At 38.9% G+C, this 17,174-nt stretch carries 15 protein-coding genes; 1 reads left to right on the top strand and 14 read right to left on the bottom strand.

What is annotated here, in order from left to right:
- Positions 1-58: 58 nt before the first annotated feature.
- The 4 genes from metH to BI291_RS02145 form a co-directional block, all read right to left on the bottom strand.
- Positions 59-3,751 carry a methionine synthase gene (gene metH, locus BI291_RS02130; protein ID WP_074496011.1) on the bottom strand — a complete coding sequence of 1,231 codons (3,693 nt, stop codon included), beginning with the start codon at positions 3,749-3,751 and terminating at the stop codon, positions 59-61.
- Between the two features lie 14 nt (positions 3,752-3,765).
- Positions 3,766-4,713: a homoserine O-succinyltransferase gene (gene metA, locus BI291_RS02135; protein ID WP_074496013.1), complete on the bottom strand. Its 948-nt coding sequence runs from the start codon at positions 4,711-4,713 to the stop codon at positions 3,766-3,768.
- A gap of 280 nt (positions 4,714-4,993) precedes the next feature.
- Positions 4,994-6,022, bottom strand: coding sequence for a recombinase RecA (gene recA, locus BI291_RS02140; RefSeq protein WP_074496015.1), 1,029 nt, complete (start codon positions 6,020-6,022; stop codon positions 4,994-4,996).
- 223 nt (positions 6,023-6,245) lie between these two features.
- Entirely contained in the window at positions 6,246-6,956 is a 711-nt protein-coding gene (locus tag BI291_RS02145) for a PEP-CTERM sorting domain-containing protein (protein WP_074496017.1), read from the bottom strand.
- A gap of 234 nt (positions 6,957-7,190) precedes the next feature.
- On the opposite strand from BI291_RS02145, the gene mutS reads away from it, so the two are divergent.
- Positions 7,191-9,755, top strand: a complete 2,565-nt coding sequence (gene mutS, locus BI291_RS02150; protein ID WP_074496019.1) for a DNA mismatch repair protein MutS — start codon at positions 7,191-7,193, stop codon at positions 9,753-9,755.
- A gap of 190 nt (positions 9,756-9,945) precedes the next feature.
- Here mutS and rpoS read toward each other — a convergent pair whose 3' ends face one another.
- The 10 genes from rpoS to BI291_RS02200 form a co-directional block, all read right to left on the bottom strand.
- Entirely contained in the window at positions 9,946-10,878 is a 933-nt protein-coding gene (gene rpoS, locus BI291_RS02155) for an RNA polymerase sigma factor RpoS (RefSeq protein WP_175573061.1), read from the bottom strand.
- A gap of 77 nt (positions 10,879-10,955) precedes the next feature.
- Complete coding sequence (locus BI291_RS02160; RefSeq protein ID WP_254849505.1) at positions 10,956-11,777, bottom strand: peptidoglycan DD-metalloendopeptidase family protein; 822 nt, start codon at positions 11,775-11,777, stop codon at positions 10,956-10,958.
- 30 nt (positions 11,778-11,807) lie between these two features.
- A complete protein-coding gene (locus BI291_RS02165; protein ID WP_074496024.1) occupies positions 11,808-12,386 on the bottom strand; it encodes a YqaA family protein in 579 nt (192 codons plus the stop codon).
- Positions 12,383-13,045 carry a protein-L-isoaspartate(D-aspartate) O-methyltransferase gene (locus BI291_RS02170; RefSeq protein ID WP_074496026.1) on the bottom strand — a complete coding sequence of 221 codons (663 nt, stop codon included), beginning with the start codon at positions 13,043-13,045 and terminating at the stop codon, positions 12,383-12,385. The genes BI291_RS02165 and BI291_RS02170 overlap by 4 nt, the downstream gene beginning before the upstream one ends.
- A gap of 4 nt (positions 13,046-13,049) precedes the next feature.
- A complete protein-coding gene (gene surE, locus BI291_RS02175) occupies positions 13,050-13,808 on the bottom strand; it encodes a 5'/3'-nucleotidase SurE (RefSeq protein WP_074496028.1) in 759 nt (252 codons plus the stop codon).
- Between the two features lie 11 nt (positions 13,809-13,819).
- Entirely contained in the window at positions 13,820-14,863 is a 1,044-nt protein-coding gene (gene truD, locus BI291_RS02180) for a tRNA pseudouridine(13) synthase TruD (protein WP_254849506.1), read from the bottom strand.
- On the bottom strand, positions 14,853-15,332 hold the full coding sequence (gene ispF, locus BI291_RS02185) for a 2-C-methyl-D-erythritol 2,4-cyclodiphosphate synthase (RefSeq protein ID WP_074496030.1): 480 nt from the start codon (positions 15,330-15,332) through the stop codon (positions 14,853-14,855). Before ispF ends, truD begins: the two co-directional genes overlap by 11 nt.
- The gene (gene ispD, locus BI291_RS02190; protein WP_074496032.1) at positions 15,323-16,042 is read right to left on the bottom strand and encodes a 2-C-methyl-D-erythritol 4-phosphate cytidylyltransferase; all 720 of its coding nucleotides are present in this window, start codon (positions 16,040-16,042) and stop codon (positions 15,323-15,325) included. The genes ispF and ispD overlap by 10 nt, the downstream gene beginning before the upstream one ends.
- A gap of 8 nt (positions 16,043-16,050) precedes the next feature.
- Complete coding sequence (ftsB, locus tag BI291_RS02195; protein WP_074496035.1) at positions 16,051-16,338, bottom strand: cell division protein FtsB; 288 nt, start codon at positions 16,336-16,338, stop codon at positions 16,051-16,053.
- Positions 16,339-16,413: 75 nt separating this feature from the next.
- Positions 16,414-17,031, bottom strand: coding sequence for a hypothetical protein (locus BI291_RS02200; protein ID WP_074496037.1), 618 nt, complete (start codon positions 17,029-17,031; stop codon positions 16,414-16,416).
- Between the last annotated feature and the right edge of the window lie 143 nt (positions 17,032-17,174).

Here is a 17,174-nt window from a genome sequence, read left to right on the forward strand (position 1 = left end):
AAATTTGCCGGTTTTTTTTATTCTAAAAATATAGAAATTATATCAAACGGTATAACCTTTAATCGGGTTCGTAATCTAAGTTCGCAGACAACCAACGCTCAGCTTGTTCAAGGGTCAACTCCTTACGCGCAGCGTAGTCTAATACTTGGTCTTTTGCCACCTTAGCAACAGCGAAGTATTTACTGTCAGGGTGAGCAAAGTACCAACCACTAACGGCAGCGCCAGGCCACATTGCATAACTTGAAGTAAGTTCCATACCGATATTTTCTTCAACATTAAGTAAACTCCATAACATGCCCTTTTCCGTATGATCAGGACAAGCAGGATAACCAGGTGCAGGGCGTATACCTTGATATTTTTCACGAATTAAGTCTTCATTCGCTAACGACTCATCCGCTGCATAGCCCCAATATTCTGTACGAATTTTTTCATGAAGATATTCAGCTGAAGCCTCAGCTAAACGATCGGCAACCGCTTTTATTAAAATGCTATTATAATCGTCATGCTCAGCATCAAATGCTTTAGTAAGCGCTTCAATACCAAAACCCGCTGAAACAGCAAATGCTCCCATATAATCAGCAACGCCACTGTCCTTATCCGCCACATAATCAGCTAAGCAACGATTAAATTGTCCTGAAGGCTTCTTACTTTGCTGCCTTAACTGATGTAAACGCATCAATGGGGTTTGTTTTGCTTCATCTTCAAAGACCCACAGATCGTCTTGCTCACGATAAGCGGGAAATAATCCAAAGACGGCTTTAGCTTGTAATTTGTTATTAGCAATCACATCATCAATCATCGCATTAGCATCATTGAATAATTTAGTTGCCTCTTCACCTACCACTTCATGCTTTAATATCAGTGGATACTTACCCGATAACTGCCAAGTCATGAAAAATGGTGTCCAATCGATATAGTTACGCACAATGTTTAAATCAAGAGAATCAAGCACTGTGACCCCTAGATGGTTTGGCTTTTTCGGTATGTAATTGTCAAAACTAATCGGTGCAGGATTACTTCGCGCTTGATCTAAGGTGATCAAACTTGAACGAGGTCCTTTTTTATAGTGGCGTTCACGTACTTTTTCATATTCTTTATCTTGTCTTGCGATAAAGTCTGTACGTAGCTCTGCCGATAATAAATTACTCACGACGGAAACTGATCGAGAAGCATTAGGAACGTAAACCACTGGCTCTTTATATTGATGTTCAATTTTTACCGCTGTGTGCGCTTTCGACGTGGTAGCGCCCCCTATAAGTAAAGGTAAATTGAAGCCTTGACGTTCCATTTCTTTTGCTACATGCACCATCTCATCTAACGATGGCGTGATCAAACCCGATAAGCCAATTACATCAACATTTTCTTCTTTTGCTACACGCAAAATGTCATCACATGAAACCATCACGCCTAAATCAATAATATCAAAATTATTACACTGTAACACTACACCGACAATATTTTTGCCTATATCGTGAACGTCACCTTTTACCGTCGCTAAAAGTACTTTACCATTTGAACGCGCTTCAGTTTTTTCGGCTTCAATATAAGGATTTAAATGAGCAACCGCCTGTTTCATTACTCGTGCAGATTTCACCACTTGCGGCAAAAACATTTCACCTGCGCCAAATAAATCACCGACAACATTCATGCCATCCATTAATGGCCCTTCAATTACATCTAACGGTCTCTTCGCTTCTATTCTCGCTTCTTCGGTATCAGTGATAATAAATTCATTTATCCCTTTTACTAATGCATGCTCTAACCGTTTAATTACCGGAAGTTCACGCCAAGAGAGATCAACTTTACTATCTTTTGTCCCCCCCTGACCTCGGAATTTTTCAGCAAGTTCAAGTAATCGTTCCGTTGCTCCATCATCACTATTTTGGATAACGTCTTCCACGGCGGTTTTTAGATCTGTAGGTAAATCTGAGTAAATCGCCAATTGCCCTGCATTTACAATCCCCATATCCATACCATTTTTTATCGCATGGTAGAGAAACACAGCATGTATTGCTTCACGAACAGGGTTATTACCTCTGAACGAGAATGAAACGTTTGACACACCACCTGAAATCATTGCATGAGGTAAATTTTGTTTAATGTCGCCTACAGCTTCAATAAAGTCGACCGCGTAATTATTATGTTCATCTATACCTGTAGCAACAGCAAAAATATTAGGATCAAAAATTATATCTTCTGCTGGAAAGCCTATTTCATCAACAAGAATATGGTATGCACGATGACAAATTTCATATTTACGCTCTCGAGTATCAGCCTGACCTGCTTCATCAAAAGCCATCACGATAACGGCTGCGCCATAACGTCTGAGTAACTTCGCTTGATGCCTAAATTGATCTTCACCTTCTTTTAATGAAATTGAATTAACTACCCCTTTGCCCTGTATGCACTTTAATCCTGCTTCCAAAATGTCCCATTTAGACGAATCGAGCATAATCGGCACTTTTGCAATATCAGGTTCACCAGCAATCAAATTTAAAAATTTAACCATTGCCGCTTGTGAATCCAACATGCCTTCATCCATGTTGATATCAATGATTTGTGCACCGTTTTCAACCTGTTGAAGTGCAACAGCAATAGCTTGTTCATAATTTTCCTCCGTTATTAATCGACGGAAAACCGCTGAACCTGTCACATTAGTTCGTTCACCCACATTAACGAACAATGAGTCTTTATCAATAGTCAGCGCTTCTAAACCTGATAATCGACAAGCAATATTCTTAGTACTGATAGCACGAGGTTCAATATTCGCAACTGTGGCAGCCATACCTTTAATATGTTCAGGTGTGGTTCCACAACAACCACCAATAATATTTAAAAAACCCGATTGCGCCCATTCTTCTACATGAGTATTCATGTCTTCAACGCTAAAATCATATTCACCGAAAGCATTAGGTAAACCAGCATTAGGATGTGCTGATACGGCAAAGTCACAGATTCGACTCATTTCTTGCACATATTGCCTGAGTTCAACCGGCCCTAATGCACAATTTAAACCAAAGGAAATTGGCTTTGCATGTCTTAATGAATTATAAAACGCTTCAGTTGTTTGCCCTGATAAAGTGCGGCCTGAAGCATCAGTAATCGTGCCCGAAATCATGACGGGGTACTTAATATCTAACTCTTCAAATACTGTTTCAACAGCGAATATAGCCGCTTTCGCATTTAGGGTATCAAAGATCGTTTCAATTAAGATAAGATCCGAACCTCCTTCAATAAGCGCATGAGTTGATTCTTTATATGCTTCAACTAATTGATCAAAAGTGACGTTTCGATACGCAGGGTCATTTACATCAGGAGAGATAGAACAAGTTCTATTCGTTGGGCCCAACACACCCGCAACAAAACGTGGTTTGTGCGGTTCTTTTGCGGTAAATTCATCGGCGACTTCACGGGCTAATGCCGCAGCCACTTTGTTAATGTCTGCACTATGAGATTCCATGTCATAATCAGCCATTGCGATAGTAGTGGCATTAAAAGTATTTGTTTCAATAATATCAGCGCCTGCAGCAAGATATTCGCTGTGAATAGCTTTAATGATATCTGGTTGCGATAACACCAGCATATCGTTATTACCTTTAACATCTAAGTGCCAATCAGCAAAATGCTCACCACGATAATCTTGTTCTTCCAATTTATAAGCTTGGATCATCGTCCCCATAGCGCCATCAAGAATTAAGATGCGGTTTTCTAATTGCTGTTTCATTAATGAAAAGGAGGTTGAATGTTGCATGTGATGACTCTTTATTAACGTTGATGACTAGGATGAATTGCCTGAATATTGTTAGCATCAAGCTGATAGGGTGTAATTTGATAAACGTAATAGTTTAGCCAGTTAGTAAATAAAAGACTGCCGTGGCTTTTCCAGTTACACATTGGCTTTTGTTTAACGTCATTTTCTGGGTAGTAGTTTTCGGGCATTATAGCATTTTCTGAGGTTGTTAGATCACGATGATATTCATCATCTAAGGTAGTCGCATCATATTCTGGGTGTCCCGTTAAATATACTTGCTGCTTATTTTTACTAACGGCCAGATATACTCCAGCTGTAGGCGACTCAGCCACTACGGTTAAATTTGGCACTGACAAATAATCAGCCTTATCAATATAACCATAACGGGAATGAGGCACATTAAAGTAATCTTCAAATCCACGAGTTAAATCTTCTTTTGCATCTAAAGGAGAATGAAGATAAACGCCTGATAATTTTTTAGGTCGTAAGTGACGGTTCAAGCCATAATGATGATACAAAGCGGCATGCGCAGCCCAACACGAAAACATTGTAGATGTAACATTTCTTTCAGCCCAATCAAATACTTCACAAATTTTATCCCAAAAGGTGACTTTTTCGTATTCTAATAAAGCAAGTGGTGCCCCCGTAACAATAAGACCATCATATTGTTTATGTTTAATATCATCGAATAAACGATAAAAATTATCTAGGTGCTCTTGTGGGGTATGTTTAGATTCTGCTGTATTAATACGGACAAACTCAATATTAATTTGTAATGGCGTATTTGACAGCATTCGACAAATTTGTACTTCCGTTTCAATTTTATTAGGCATCAAGTTTAAAATCGCCACTTCCATGGGACGAATTTCTTGATTAATAGCTCTATGTTCTGACATAACAAATATATTTTCATTATCAAGAACTTGTAAGGCAGGTAGTTGATCAGGAATTTTAATTGGCATTGCATACACCCAAGAGTCGATTCGTATTGTATTTCTCGAAGATAACCTTTACAGATTATTATAGTGTGTAATGTGCCTTGGATTGCTAGCTATGTCAACATCTAAACGTATAGACGTCTAAAACAGTTATGCATAGTTTAGATTGAAACTGTCTGATATAGGTATTTTTGATCACTAAAAAACCCAGTAGCAATGTTACTGGGTTTTTATTATATTCTAAAGTATAAGGATAAAAATAAGCAAGTCTGCCGTGTTTAAACTTACACGCTCTTGATGTAGCTTACTCGGCTACCGCTTCTTCTTGTTCTGAGCTTTCAGTTTTCTTATTTAAAAACATCTCACGTAAACGAGTATCTAGCTCTTTTGATACTTCAGGGTTTTGACGCATATACTCAACTGCTTTTGCTTTACCTTGACCAATACGATCGCCGTTGTAGCTATACCAAGCACCTGCTTTTTCAACCATCTTATTTTGAACCCCTAAATCAAGCAATTCACCTAAACTGTTGATACCTTCACCATACAAAATTTGAAACTCAACTTGCTTGAATGGCGGTGCTACTTTGTTTTTTACTACCTTAACGCGCGTTTCATTACCCACAATTTCATCGCCATTTTTTACCGCACCAATGCGACGAATGTCTAAACGTACTGAGGCGTAAAATTTAAGTGCATTACCACCTGTTGTTGTTTCTGGGTTACCAAACATAACACCAATTTTCATACGAATTTGGTTGATGAAGATCATCATGGTATTAGATTGTTTAAGGTTACCGGTTAATTTACGCATTGCTTGAGAAAGCATACGTGCTTGAAGACCCATGTGAGAGTCTCCCATGTCACCTTCAATCTCAGCTTTTGGTGTTAGCGCTGCAACCGAGTCAACTACAATCACGTCAACGGCGCCTGAGCGCGTTAACATGTCGCAAATCTCTAATGCTTGTTCACCTGTGTCAGGTTGTGAAACGAGTAATTCATTAATATTCACACCAAGTTTTTCTGCGTAAATAGGATCAAGTGCATGTTCCGCATCAACGAAAGCACATACTTTTCCATTACGCTGCGCTTCGGCAATCACTTCTAGTGTTAAGGTTGTTTTACCACTTGATTCTGGGCCGTATATTTCAACAACTCGTCCCATTGGTAAGCCGCCTGCACCCAGTGCAATATCTAACCCTAAAGAACCTGTAGAAATGGTTTCAACATCCATGCTACGATTCTCACCTAATTTCATGATTGAACCTTTACCAAATTGACGTTCAATTTGACTTAACGCAGCAGAGAGTGCTTTTTCTTTGTTATCGTCCATTTCTTGCTCCAATGTTTCGGATAAATCTTTGTAATGCGCAAAGTATACTGTATGACCGTACAGTATCAAGTGTTTTTTTATTATAACGTAGTTTTTTTGCTGAATTAAACAGTAGTATCTTGTTTATATTGAAAATTTTATTCGCTTTAAGGTTTAGCTAACAAACAAAAAAAAACGCTACTCAAAGCGAGTAGCGTTTTTCATTTATGTATTTTCTGTTAGATTATGCTTTTCTTCTTGAAAAAGATAACCCCATCATTGCTAAACCTAAAATAGCAATTGTAGAAGGTTCTGGTACAGTAACTGAGCCAACATCAAGTGCTGAATACATGATGGTGCCACCTGCAGTTAAAAACTCACCAAAGCCATTACCAAAAAAAGTAACCGTAGTAAATTGAGACGAATCATCAATAGCACCAACGAAGAATGCATCACCAGCATTACCGCCTGCAGCCGTTGCAGGGTTATCGTTAACATTTGTAGCACTTGCTACTTTAATTGCTGTACCGCCATCAAAGCTGATAAATAACTCAGAAGTAAAACAGCATGTTGCCCAATCGCCTACTTCAAAGCCTAATGCATTCACTGCGCTGTCAAACGTAAAGGTTAAACCAGAACCTGCACCATTATCATTGTTATCTCGCGGGTCAATACCAATCATTTCACCTGTAGAGTTATCAACATTTGCACCATAAACACTTTCATATGATCCATCAGTGGTTGAAATCGTAAAATCACCCAAATCCCAAGAGTTTCCGCCACTTAATCCACTTAAATTAACTGAACTTACCGCGCTGCCTGCATTCGTCACAGTTGTTGTGAATTGATTTTGACCATTTGTGATCGTGTCATAATAATCTAGTATTGTCGCTTGAGATGCACCAGCTACTAGGCATAAAGAAAGAGAAAGAGTTTTGATTGCTTTATTAATCATTTTTTATTCCATTAAGTTAATTAAAAACATTTTGTTATTACAAACAAAAAGCAAATTAAATGCCAGCATGTATATAACCCATAAAAACAATAACTTAAGAATTTTAAATAACAAAAACATTACATAAGTGTAAAATATTTAGACACTTTTCCAAAGTTACTCTATTTAAGGTTGAATACACCCCTTAGTTAAAATTACAATCTACAATATAAGAACATATTGATAAGTTAATTAATGACCACAAACCCAAGCCTTGATTCACACACACCCATGATGCGTCAGTATCTGACAATAAAAGCTGAATTTCCGAACATTTTGGTTTTTTATCGTATGGGGGATTTTTACGAATTATTTTTTGATGATGCGAAAAAAGCCGCAGATTTACTTGATATATCCTTAACAGCTCGTGGTAAAGCTGGCGGCAATGCAATTCCAATGGCCGGTGTGCCCTACCATGCCGTAGAAAATTATTTAGCTAAACTCGTTAAACTTGGTGAATCTGTCGCTATATGTGAACAAGTAGGTGATCCCGCAACCAGTAAAGGCCCTGTAGAAAGAAAAGTTGTTCGCATTGTGACACCTGGAACTATTAGCGATGAAGCTTTATTGTCTGATCGCCAAGACAATTTACTCGTTTGTATTTTTCAACATAAAGAACACTTTGGCCTAGCATACTTAGATATGACCAGCGGGCGTTTTGTCATCTGTGAACCCCAATCTAACGAGCAACTGCAAGCTGAATTACAACGATTATCGCCTGCAGAGCTGTTATATCCGGAGTCTTTCGAGCATGAAGCTTTGATCCGAAGCTTTAAAGGAATAAGAAGACGCCCTGACTGGGAATTTGACCATCAAACATCCGTGGCATTATTGAACAAGCAATTTAACACTAAAGAATTAAAAGGCTTCGGAGTAGAAGCGTTTCCATTAGGCATAGCAGCCGCAGGTTGTTTGTTACAGTATGTGAAAGACACTCAGCGAACTGCTTTGCCGCATATACGTGCTATCAAAGCAGAATCGGCACAACAAGGTGTTATTTTAGATGCAGCCACACGCCGAAATTTAGAATTAACCCAGAATTTACAAGGTGGACAAGAAAATACTTTATCTTCAGTATTAGATGGCACAACCACCCCAATGGGTTCTAGATTACTAAAGCGTTGGTTGCATTTTCCGTTGCGCGATTTGCCTACGTTACAAGCGAGGCAGCATGCTACTTCAACGTTAATTGAGCATGAATCATATGTAGACATTCAAGATTTATTAAAAAAAATGGGCGATGTTGAGCGAATTGTTGCCCGAATTGCATTAAGAACAGCTAGACCTCGTGACTTTGCAAGGCTCAAAAATGCATTACATATATTGCCAATGCTACAACCATTTACAGCTAATACCAAAAGTGAACTACTCACAACAGTTGCTAAAAATACTCAACCAATAAGTCACCTCAGCGATTTATTAACCACGGCTATCGTTGAGAACCCGCCTGTGTTAATAAGAGATGGTGGGGTAATCGCGCCTGGCTACAATCAAGAGCTAGATACCTTAAGGGATCTTAGCCAAGGGGCGAGTGAGTTTTTAGCTCAGCTAGAGCAAAGAGAGAAAGAGAAAACTGGCATTCAATCATTAAAAGTTGGTTACAATAAAGTACATGGCTTTTATATTGAAATTAGCCGCGCAAGCTCGAATGAAGTTCCGCCGGAATATATTCGTAGACAAACACTAAAAAATAACGAACGCTTTATCACCGAAGAATTGAAATCTCATGAAGAAAAAGTATTAAGTGCGCAAAGTAAGTTTTTAGCCTTAGAAAAGAAATTATATGAAGCGCTATTTGATCTCATACTGCCAAACATCGATTCTTTACAGTCTCTTGCTGACTCCTTAGCGACTCTAGATGTAATCGCTAACTTTGCTGAACGAGCAGAAACGTTACAATACTCACAACCAATATTACATGATGGCTCAGGCATACATATTGATAATGGCCGTCATCCCGTAGTCGAGAAAATGACAGCAGATCCTTTCATTGCAAACCCAGTAGCACTGTCAGACAGCCGTAAAATGCTGATAATTACCGGCCCTAACATGGGCGGTAAATCAACTTATATGCGCCAAACTGCATTAATCGTTTTACTTGCTCATGTGGGTTGTTTTGTACCGGCAGATGCCGCTAAAATCGGCTTAGTTGATCGTATTTTTACCCGAATTGGTGCTTCTGATGATTTAGCAAGTGGTCGTTCTACCTTTATGGTTGAAATGACGGAAACGGCCAATATTCTGCATAATGCAAGCCAAAATAGTTTGGTATTACTCGATGAAATTGGCAGAGGTACTAGTACTTACGATGGTCTTTCACTCGCCTGGGCGTGTGCAGAAATGCTTGCTTTACGCACTAAAGCTTATACATTATTTGCCAGTCATTATTTTGAACTAACCTTACTCGCCGAACAAATTCCAACCTTAGCCAATGTACATTTAGACGCTAAAGAGCACGATGACAACATTATTTTTATGCATGCCGTTCAAGAAGGTGCAGCAAGCAAAAGTTTTGGTTTACAAGTTGCTCAACTTGCTGGTGTGCCACATAGCGTGATCCAACGTGCAAAGCAAAAACTTAAAGAGTTAGAGACACAACAGCCAAGTGTTAACATTGACTTAAAAGCCCCTTACGAACAGTTACCACTCGTTGATATTGAGCACCCTGTTGTGAATACCTTAGAAAACACAGATATAGATAACTTAACACCAAAGCAGGCTTTAGATTTATTGTATGATTTAAAGCAAAAATTAGATTAAAAGGGTCAGGTACATTAAAAATGTAAGCCAAGCATGAGTATATTTTTAATACATCGTCTTTTTAAAAGTAATCACCTAGGACCTGTTGATCTTTCGAGATTAAATTTTGTTCGAACCCAAAGGGCAACGTTTATTAACAAACAAAAAAACCAGCCAATTGGCTGGTTTATCTAATTTGGCTTAATCCTTATTACGCTTGAAACAAAGCTTCAATTGATAAGTCTTGACCGCTTAAAATATCGCGTAAACGTTTTAAAGCTTCAACTTGAATTTGACGTACTCGTTCGCGAGTTAATCCAATTTCAACACCAACATCTTCTAAGGTTGCAGCTTCGTAGCCTAATAATCCAAAACGACGTGCGAGTACTTCTCGTTGTTTTGAATTTAACTCATTCAGCCAATGCACAATATTATTTTTAATATCATCTGTTTGTAAGTTGTTTTCCGGACCATTTGATTTTTCATCGGGTATAACATCTAACAATACTTTGTCTGACTCAGCGCCAAATGGGGTATCTACTGAGGCAATACGCTCATTCAAACGGAGCATTTTCGATACATCGGCAACCGGTACATCTAAAGCATGAGCAATATCTTCTGCGGTTGGTTCGTGATCGAGCTTTTGCACCAACTCACGGGCAGTTCTTAAATAGATATTAAGTTCTTTGACTACATGAATAGGTAAGCGAATGGTACGCGTTTGATTCATGATCGCTCGTTCAATTGTTTGACGTATCCACCACGTTGCATAGGTTGAAAATCTAAAGCCGCGTTCAGGATCAAACTTTTCAACAGCACGAATTAAACCTAAATTCCCTTCTTCAATGAGATCTAATAGTGGTAATCCACGATTGTTATAACGACGTGCAATTTTTACGACAAGACGCAGATTACTTTCAATCATACGTTTTCTTGAGGGCTCGTCACCTTTTAGGGCTAAACGAGAAAAATAAACTTCTTCCTCAGCAGTTAACAAGGGTGAAAAGCCAATTTCACCAAGATACAACTGTGTGGCATCTAAATTTGAAGGTACATCATCCTGTACTTTGTCTAATACTTCCTGTTCTGCTGCATTAACAGCGTTTTCGACAGTTTCACTTTTTAATTCTTTTTTTTTGCTCATGCTATAATCTCCCATCATTCGCAAAGCTGAATTACTTATAAAATACTCACGTCATCTCCAAATTATTATTTTAGTTTTTATCTTCTCGGCAAATACTTTAATGGATTTACTGGCTTACCACGGAAGCGAACTTCAAAATGAAGCATGACTCTTTCCGCGCCACTATCACCCATTTTCGCAATAACTTGACCTGCTTTAACAGTTTGCTGCTCCTTGACCAATATTTGATTGTTGTGAGCATAAGCGCTTAAGTAGTCATCATTATGTTTGACGATAACCAACTGGCCATATCCTCGCAACACATCACCGGCATATACTACCTTGCCATCAGCTGCTGCCTTCACAGAATCATTACGATTACCTGCGATGTCAATTCCTTTATTACCTTGTTTTCTCGTAGAAAACTTATTAATGAGCTTTCCACTTGCAGGCCATTTCCACGTTCTTATTTTTTGCGAAAATGTTCCTTGATTGTCAGATGGCTTTATGTATGTTTTTTGCCCTCTTACATTTTTACCATACGCCTGCTTTTTATTTGATGCAACAGGTTTTTTTACAACTTTCTGCTGTTGTTTCTGTGTCGTTTTACTTGAAGGTTTATTTTTACTCGCCTTCACGGATTTTTTAGCTAAAAATATTTTTTGTCCAGGAAATATTTTAAACGGAGGAGCAATATCATTGTATGAAGCGAGTGTTCTAACATCTAAACCAGCACGCCAAGAAATAGAATATAACGTTTCTCCTTTCTTAACGATATATTCAGTGCCTGATAGGCTATTCCGCACTTGTTTACTTAACGGTACTTTAGCTTTCGCTTCTATTACGGGTGCCGGTGTTTGTCTTGATGAACAAGCAAATAAGGTCATTAACAGTAAGCAAACAACAATTCGATTAAGCACAAATCCCTCTTTAAAGTGAACTAAACGTTATTAACGAAGCGCGAAATAGGCGATAGCAATTAAGGCTACCAACAGCCAGCCAAGAATATCAACCCATTTCCTGAGTTTTTGTTCTACTTGCTCACCGCCAGCATATATAAGGCCTGCAACTAAAAAGAAACGCAAACCTCTGCCAATCGCTGAAACGAATAAAAACGGCAAAAATGCCATTTGTAAAAAACCAGCACTCACGGTAAAAACTTTGTACGGAACAGGAGAAAAACCGGCAATGAATACTACCCATACCCCCCACTCTTTAAACCAAAATACCGCTTGATCAAACGTTTCTTGCTTACCCCACTCAATGATTAAAGGTTGAATCCACGGCTCAAACATAAAATAGCCAAGCGCATAACCCGCAACGCCGCCCATCACAGACGCCACAGTTGTTAAAGAAGCATAAAACCAAGCTTTACGCCTTTTTGCAACAACCATTGGCGCTAATAGCACATCTGGCGGTATAGGAAAAAATACAGATTCTGCAAACGTTAGTACGGCGAGAATGACTGGCGCAAATTTGTGCTTAGCCCATTTTATTGTCCAATCATAGAGCGCGGTAAATATTTTCATTGTACCGCTCCTGGTACTAATGGAACGAAACGAACGGCTTCCACATGTTGTTCATTAAATTCATTACCTTGTCGCTTTATAATTTTTAGTATTTGTGTTTGTTCACCCACAGGTATAACTAAACGTCCGCCATCTGCTAGTTGCTCTAATAATGCTTGCGGTACTTCTGTTGGCGCAGCTGTAACAATGATAGCTTGAAAGGGTGCTTTGCTTTTCCAACCCTTCCAACCATCTCCATGCTTCATGGAAATGTTGTGAAAATCGATGGACTGTAATTTTCTTTTCGCTTGAAATTGCAAAGACTTAATACGCTCAACAGAATAAACATGTGGCGTTAATTGCGCTAAAATTGATGTTTGGTAACCTGATCCTGTGCCTATTTCTAAGATACTGTCAGGAGTGCCGTCAGCTAGAAGTAGTTCTGACATTTTTGCGACAATATATGGTTGAGAAATAGTTTGCCCTTGGCCTATCGGCAGCGCGGTATTGTCATATGCTTTATGTGCTAATATTTCTGGTATAAATATATGTCTAGGGCTACGAGCAATTGCTTGTAGCACTTGTGGATTTTTTATCCCCTCGGATTGTAACTTCTGCGCCAGCAACTCACCACTACGCGTGGATTTTCCACCCACTCGATGTCTTACTCTGACATTCATTTTATTATTCTCTTAATTGAAATTCATTAATCCATTCAGTCATAATTGACATACTTTTATAAGCTGTCATATCAACTGTTAACGGTGTTACCGATGCAAATCCTTTACTGACCGCATTAAAATCTGTACCTTCTCCGGCATCAAGTTCTGCACCTAATGCTCCGTACCAATAAATGTCGCGTTGCCAAGGGTCTTTACTCACTTTCATAGTTTCAGCTTTGTGACGATGACCTAAACGTGTGACTTTAATACCTTTAACTTCTGTTAACGGGACATCTGGTACATTTAAATTAATAATTTGATCAGCAGGTAGTGGATGTTGTCTCAACCGCTGTATAAACTTTGCGGCAACAACAGCGGCTGTCTCAAAATGTTTTTCGTCTTTGCCTGCTAGTGATACTGCTACAGCTGGCATACCCATATGCCGCCCTTCGGTGGCTGCTGCAACCGTACCAGAATAAAGCGTATCATCACCTAAGTTAGCCCCATGATTAATGCCGGCTACAACTAAATCAGGTGCAGGGTCCATCAGTTGACTGATCCCTAAATGCACTGAATCGGTAGGTGTACCGTTAACAGAATAAAAACCATTATCCAGTTTTTGCGCTCTTAACGGATTAATTAAGGTAAGTGAGTTACTCGCACCACTACAGTTGCGATCAGGAGCAACAACAGTGACTTCTGCAATCTTTTTTAACTCTTGATATAACGCCTTAATGCCTTGAGCATTAACACCGTCATCATTGCTTAATAATATTCTCATTATTTACTACTCTATCTAACGGTTAAATCTTGGTAACACAAAAGTTCACGTAATACTGAAGTAGCAAAGCATCCTGCATCAAGCGAAAAAGTAAGTACTGCGTGTTTTTTCTCAGTGTCCACTTGAATATGGCAATCACGTGGCATTAACCTGATTCGTCGACGCTCTTGTTTTAAGCCATGCTTTATTAAGCCATGGCATAAATCTTCATGTAACGCCGCTATTTTTTGTTCCTGTGCTGCTATTGTTGCGACACTAAATAATTCACCCTTTCCCCACATTGCCGCAGTTAGGTCAACATCACCTTGAGCTAAACGTTGCTTAAGATCGGGGGTAACTTCATCAACCTTAAACACTGATTGTGTGCCCGACAACATTAACGCATCACCAACTTGTAGGTGATCGAACTGCTCATGTTCTATACGCGATGAAACAAGGTGATTAAAAATAAATGAACGTGCAGCTGATAAATATATCCCCCGCATTTTTTTATTTTTCACTTTCTTTCCAGAGAACAGTTCACGCGCTTTATTGACGTTTTCACCGTCAATGCCAAAGCGTTGCTCACCAAAATAATTTGGCACACCAAAATGATTTATCGCCTGCCAACGCTGCTGCAACTTAACAATATCGCTGATATTTCTCAACGTTATTTCAAAACGATTACCACTCAGTGCCCCTATACGTAGCTTTTTATTATGACGCTGAAACGATAATATCTCTACGCCATTAATCACCAATTCATCAAGGTTGTCTATTGCTTTACCAGGTAGGTGTACACCAAACCATTGCTCAGTCACTGCAAACCGATCTTTTAATCCAGCATAAGTGACTAAGCTTTCTTTAACGTTAAAGAAACTCGCAAGTTGTTTGGCAACAAACGTGGTATTGAGCCCTGTTTTTCTAAGATGAATAAGTAAATGCTCGCCTTCACCTGAGGGTAAAAAAGGTAATATTTCGAAAACTTTAAAGTCTTCACGCTGTGTACGTAAATCACCTGTTATTTCTGGTTTGCCAAAAAGGTATCGCCATTGGCTCATCAAATTATTGCTCATTAGACACCAATAACACGACAGCATGAACAGCAATACCATGTTCTTCTCCAACAAAACCAAGTTTCTCGGTCGTGGTTGCCTTGACATTAACTTGATTGATAGCACAGTTCATATCAATGGATAGAATTTCGCGCATATCGGTTAAGTGAGGCGCCATTTTCGGTGCTTGCGCTACAATTGTGATATCTGCATTACCTAATTTAAAGCCATGCTCATTCATTAAGCCTACTACGTGACGTAATAAAATTCTGCTATCAATGTTTTCATATTGATTGTCAGTGTCTGGAAAGTGGTTACCAATATCAGCTAAGCACAACGCACCTAATATCGCATCACAAAGGGCATGTATAGCAACATCTCCATCAGAATGAGCAAGAAAGCCCTGATGATAAGGAATTTTCACCCCAGCCATCACAATAGGCCCTTTACCACCAAATTTGTGTACATCAAAGCCATGTCCTATTCGCATGAGTAGTCCTGTTGTTTTAATAAAATAAATTCTGCCATTGCTAGGTCATCCGGTTGAGTAATTTTAATATTATCCGCTCTTCCTTGTACTAATAAACTCGATTCGCCGGCCAGTTCAATCGCTGATGCTTCGTCTGTGACGGTTTCACCGTCGATGAGCGCTTGTTCAATGGCATTTTTTAATAACTTTGCAGGATACATTTGCGGCGTTAATGCATGCCATAAATGTTCGCGTGCTACCGTTTTTTTAACGAAAGCTGTTTTGTCTTCAACATAGCTTCTTTTCATCGTGTCTCTAACAGGTATTGCTAATAGTCCACCCGTTTGTTGTAAAAGACATTGTTCAATCAGCAGATCAATGTCTTGATGTGTGACACAAGGTCTAGCAGCGTCATGTACAATAACCCAGTCAACGGTTTGATCTTCAATGGCACATAGCCCATTCAGTACAGAATCAACTCGCTCTTTGCCACCATTTGCAACTCTTACTTTTGGGTGTTCTGCTAATCGTGTTGAAGCAAAGTATTGATCGGACTTACTCACCGAGATAACAATTGATATGATACTAGGATGGCTAGCAAGCTTGTCTACGGTATGTTGTAAAATGGTCTTATTAGCTATCGATAAATACTGCTTAGGACAATTAGTTTGCATGCGCTTACCAACACCAGCTGCAGGAATCACAGCAACAATTTTAGGAATTTTAGGCATTCTAACTGCTAGCCTTTATTGGGTTTGTTAGTAATAATGCGAAAAAACGTTTCATCTTGCTTTATCATGCCTAGTTCGTTTCGTGCACGTTCTTCTATGGCTTCAACACCCGATTTTAAATCATCGGTATCAGCATAAAGCAGTTTATTACGCTTTCTTAATTTATCATTATCAGCTTGTTGTCTGGCAATTTCATCTTCTAGAGCAAGGTAATCAGGCACACTGTTTTTACCGAGCCAAAGTCGATATTGCAGCATAATTAAAAATATAAGCAAAATGCCTGAGATAAAACGCATCAATTGAAAACAACCTTTAAAAAGATAGCATTATTATAAATGCGATTAACCTGCTGTAAACATGCAAGCACGAATTCAAGGCTTAATTGTTAGGGTTTGCTTGAAATTACGCCAATTTATTGCACATGACAGTAACAATTCTCTTAATGTTGGCATTGTTGGTATTGTCTTTTGATCATTTAACCAAGTATGCCCTGTACAGGCAGCTGTCATCACTTTTTTATTGGGTTTTAATAATTTTATCGGTTGAGACTGTGGTCCATCAAGTGTAAACCAACCAAAGGTATTGGTTCGAAACCTTTGGTTTTCCATATCGATACGATCAATTGAATCAAGCATTATACGAGACTCATCAGCCACAGGAACCACTAAACCATGCGTTAAGGGCGCAGATAAATACCATTGATTAACTTCATCAGTCTCTTGCCCTGCAAGAGGGGGGTGGATAGATTGCTTTGCAGACCAACTGGCATTTTGAATATCTAACGTAAGCGGTGTTTTCGTTTGTAGCATACTCGATGCAGTACGCTTTACATAATAAGAAAGGCTTTTTAAGCGTCCTTGAATCGCGCTTGCTGAGTCTAACTGCATTCTAGATAGCGATGTAATTTCTCGCTCATATAAAGCACAGCAAAGCTCAGCAAAGTCTGCTGACTGTGATTCATCTTGCCATAAAGATACTTGCTCAGTCATAAGCTAAAATTATTACTCTACACCCTATTTTGTTCACACTTTAAGCATACTTGATTGTTAGTGAAAGATAAATTGCTACTTTAGCGAATGTCTGTATCTGTTTTTAATCGCTTCACTTTAAAATCTCGTTTACACTAGCTTTA

Source organism: Thalassotalea sp. PP2-459 (assembly GCF_001913705.1).
Classification (GTDB): Bacteria; Pseudomonadota; Gammaproteobacteria; order Enterobacterales; family Alteromonadaceae; genus Thalassotalea_C; species Thalassotalea_C hakodatensis.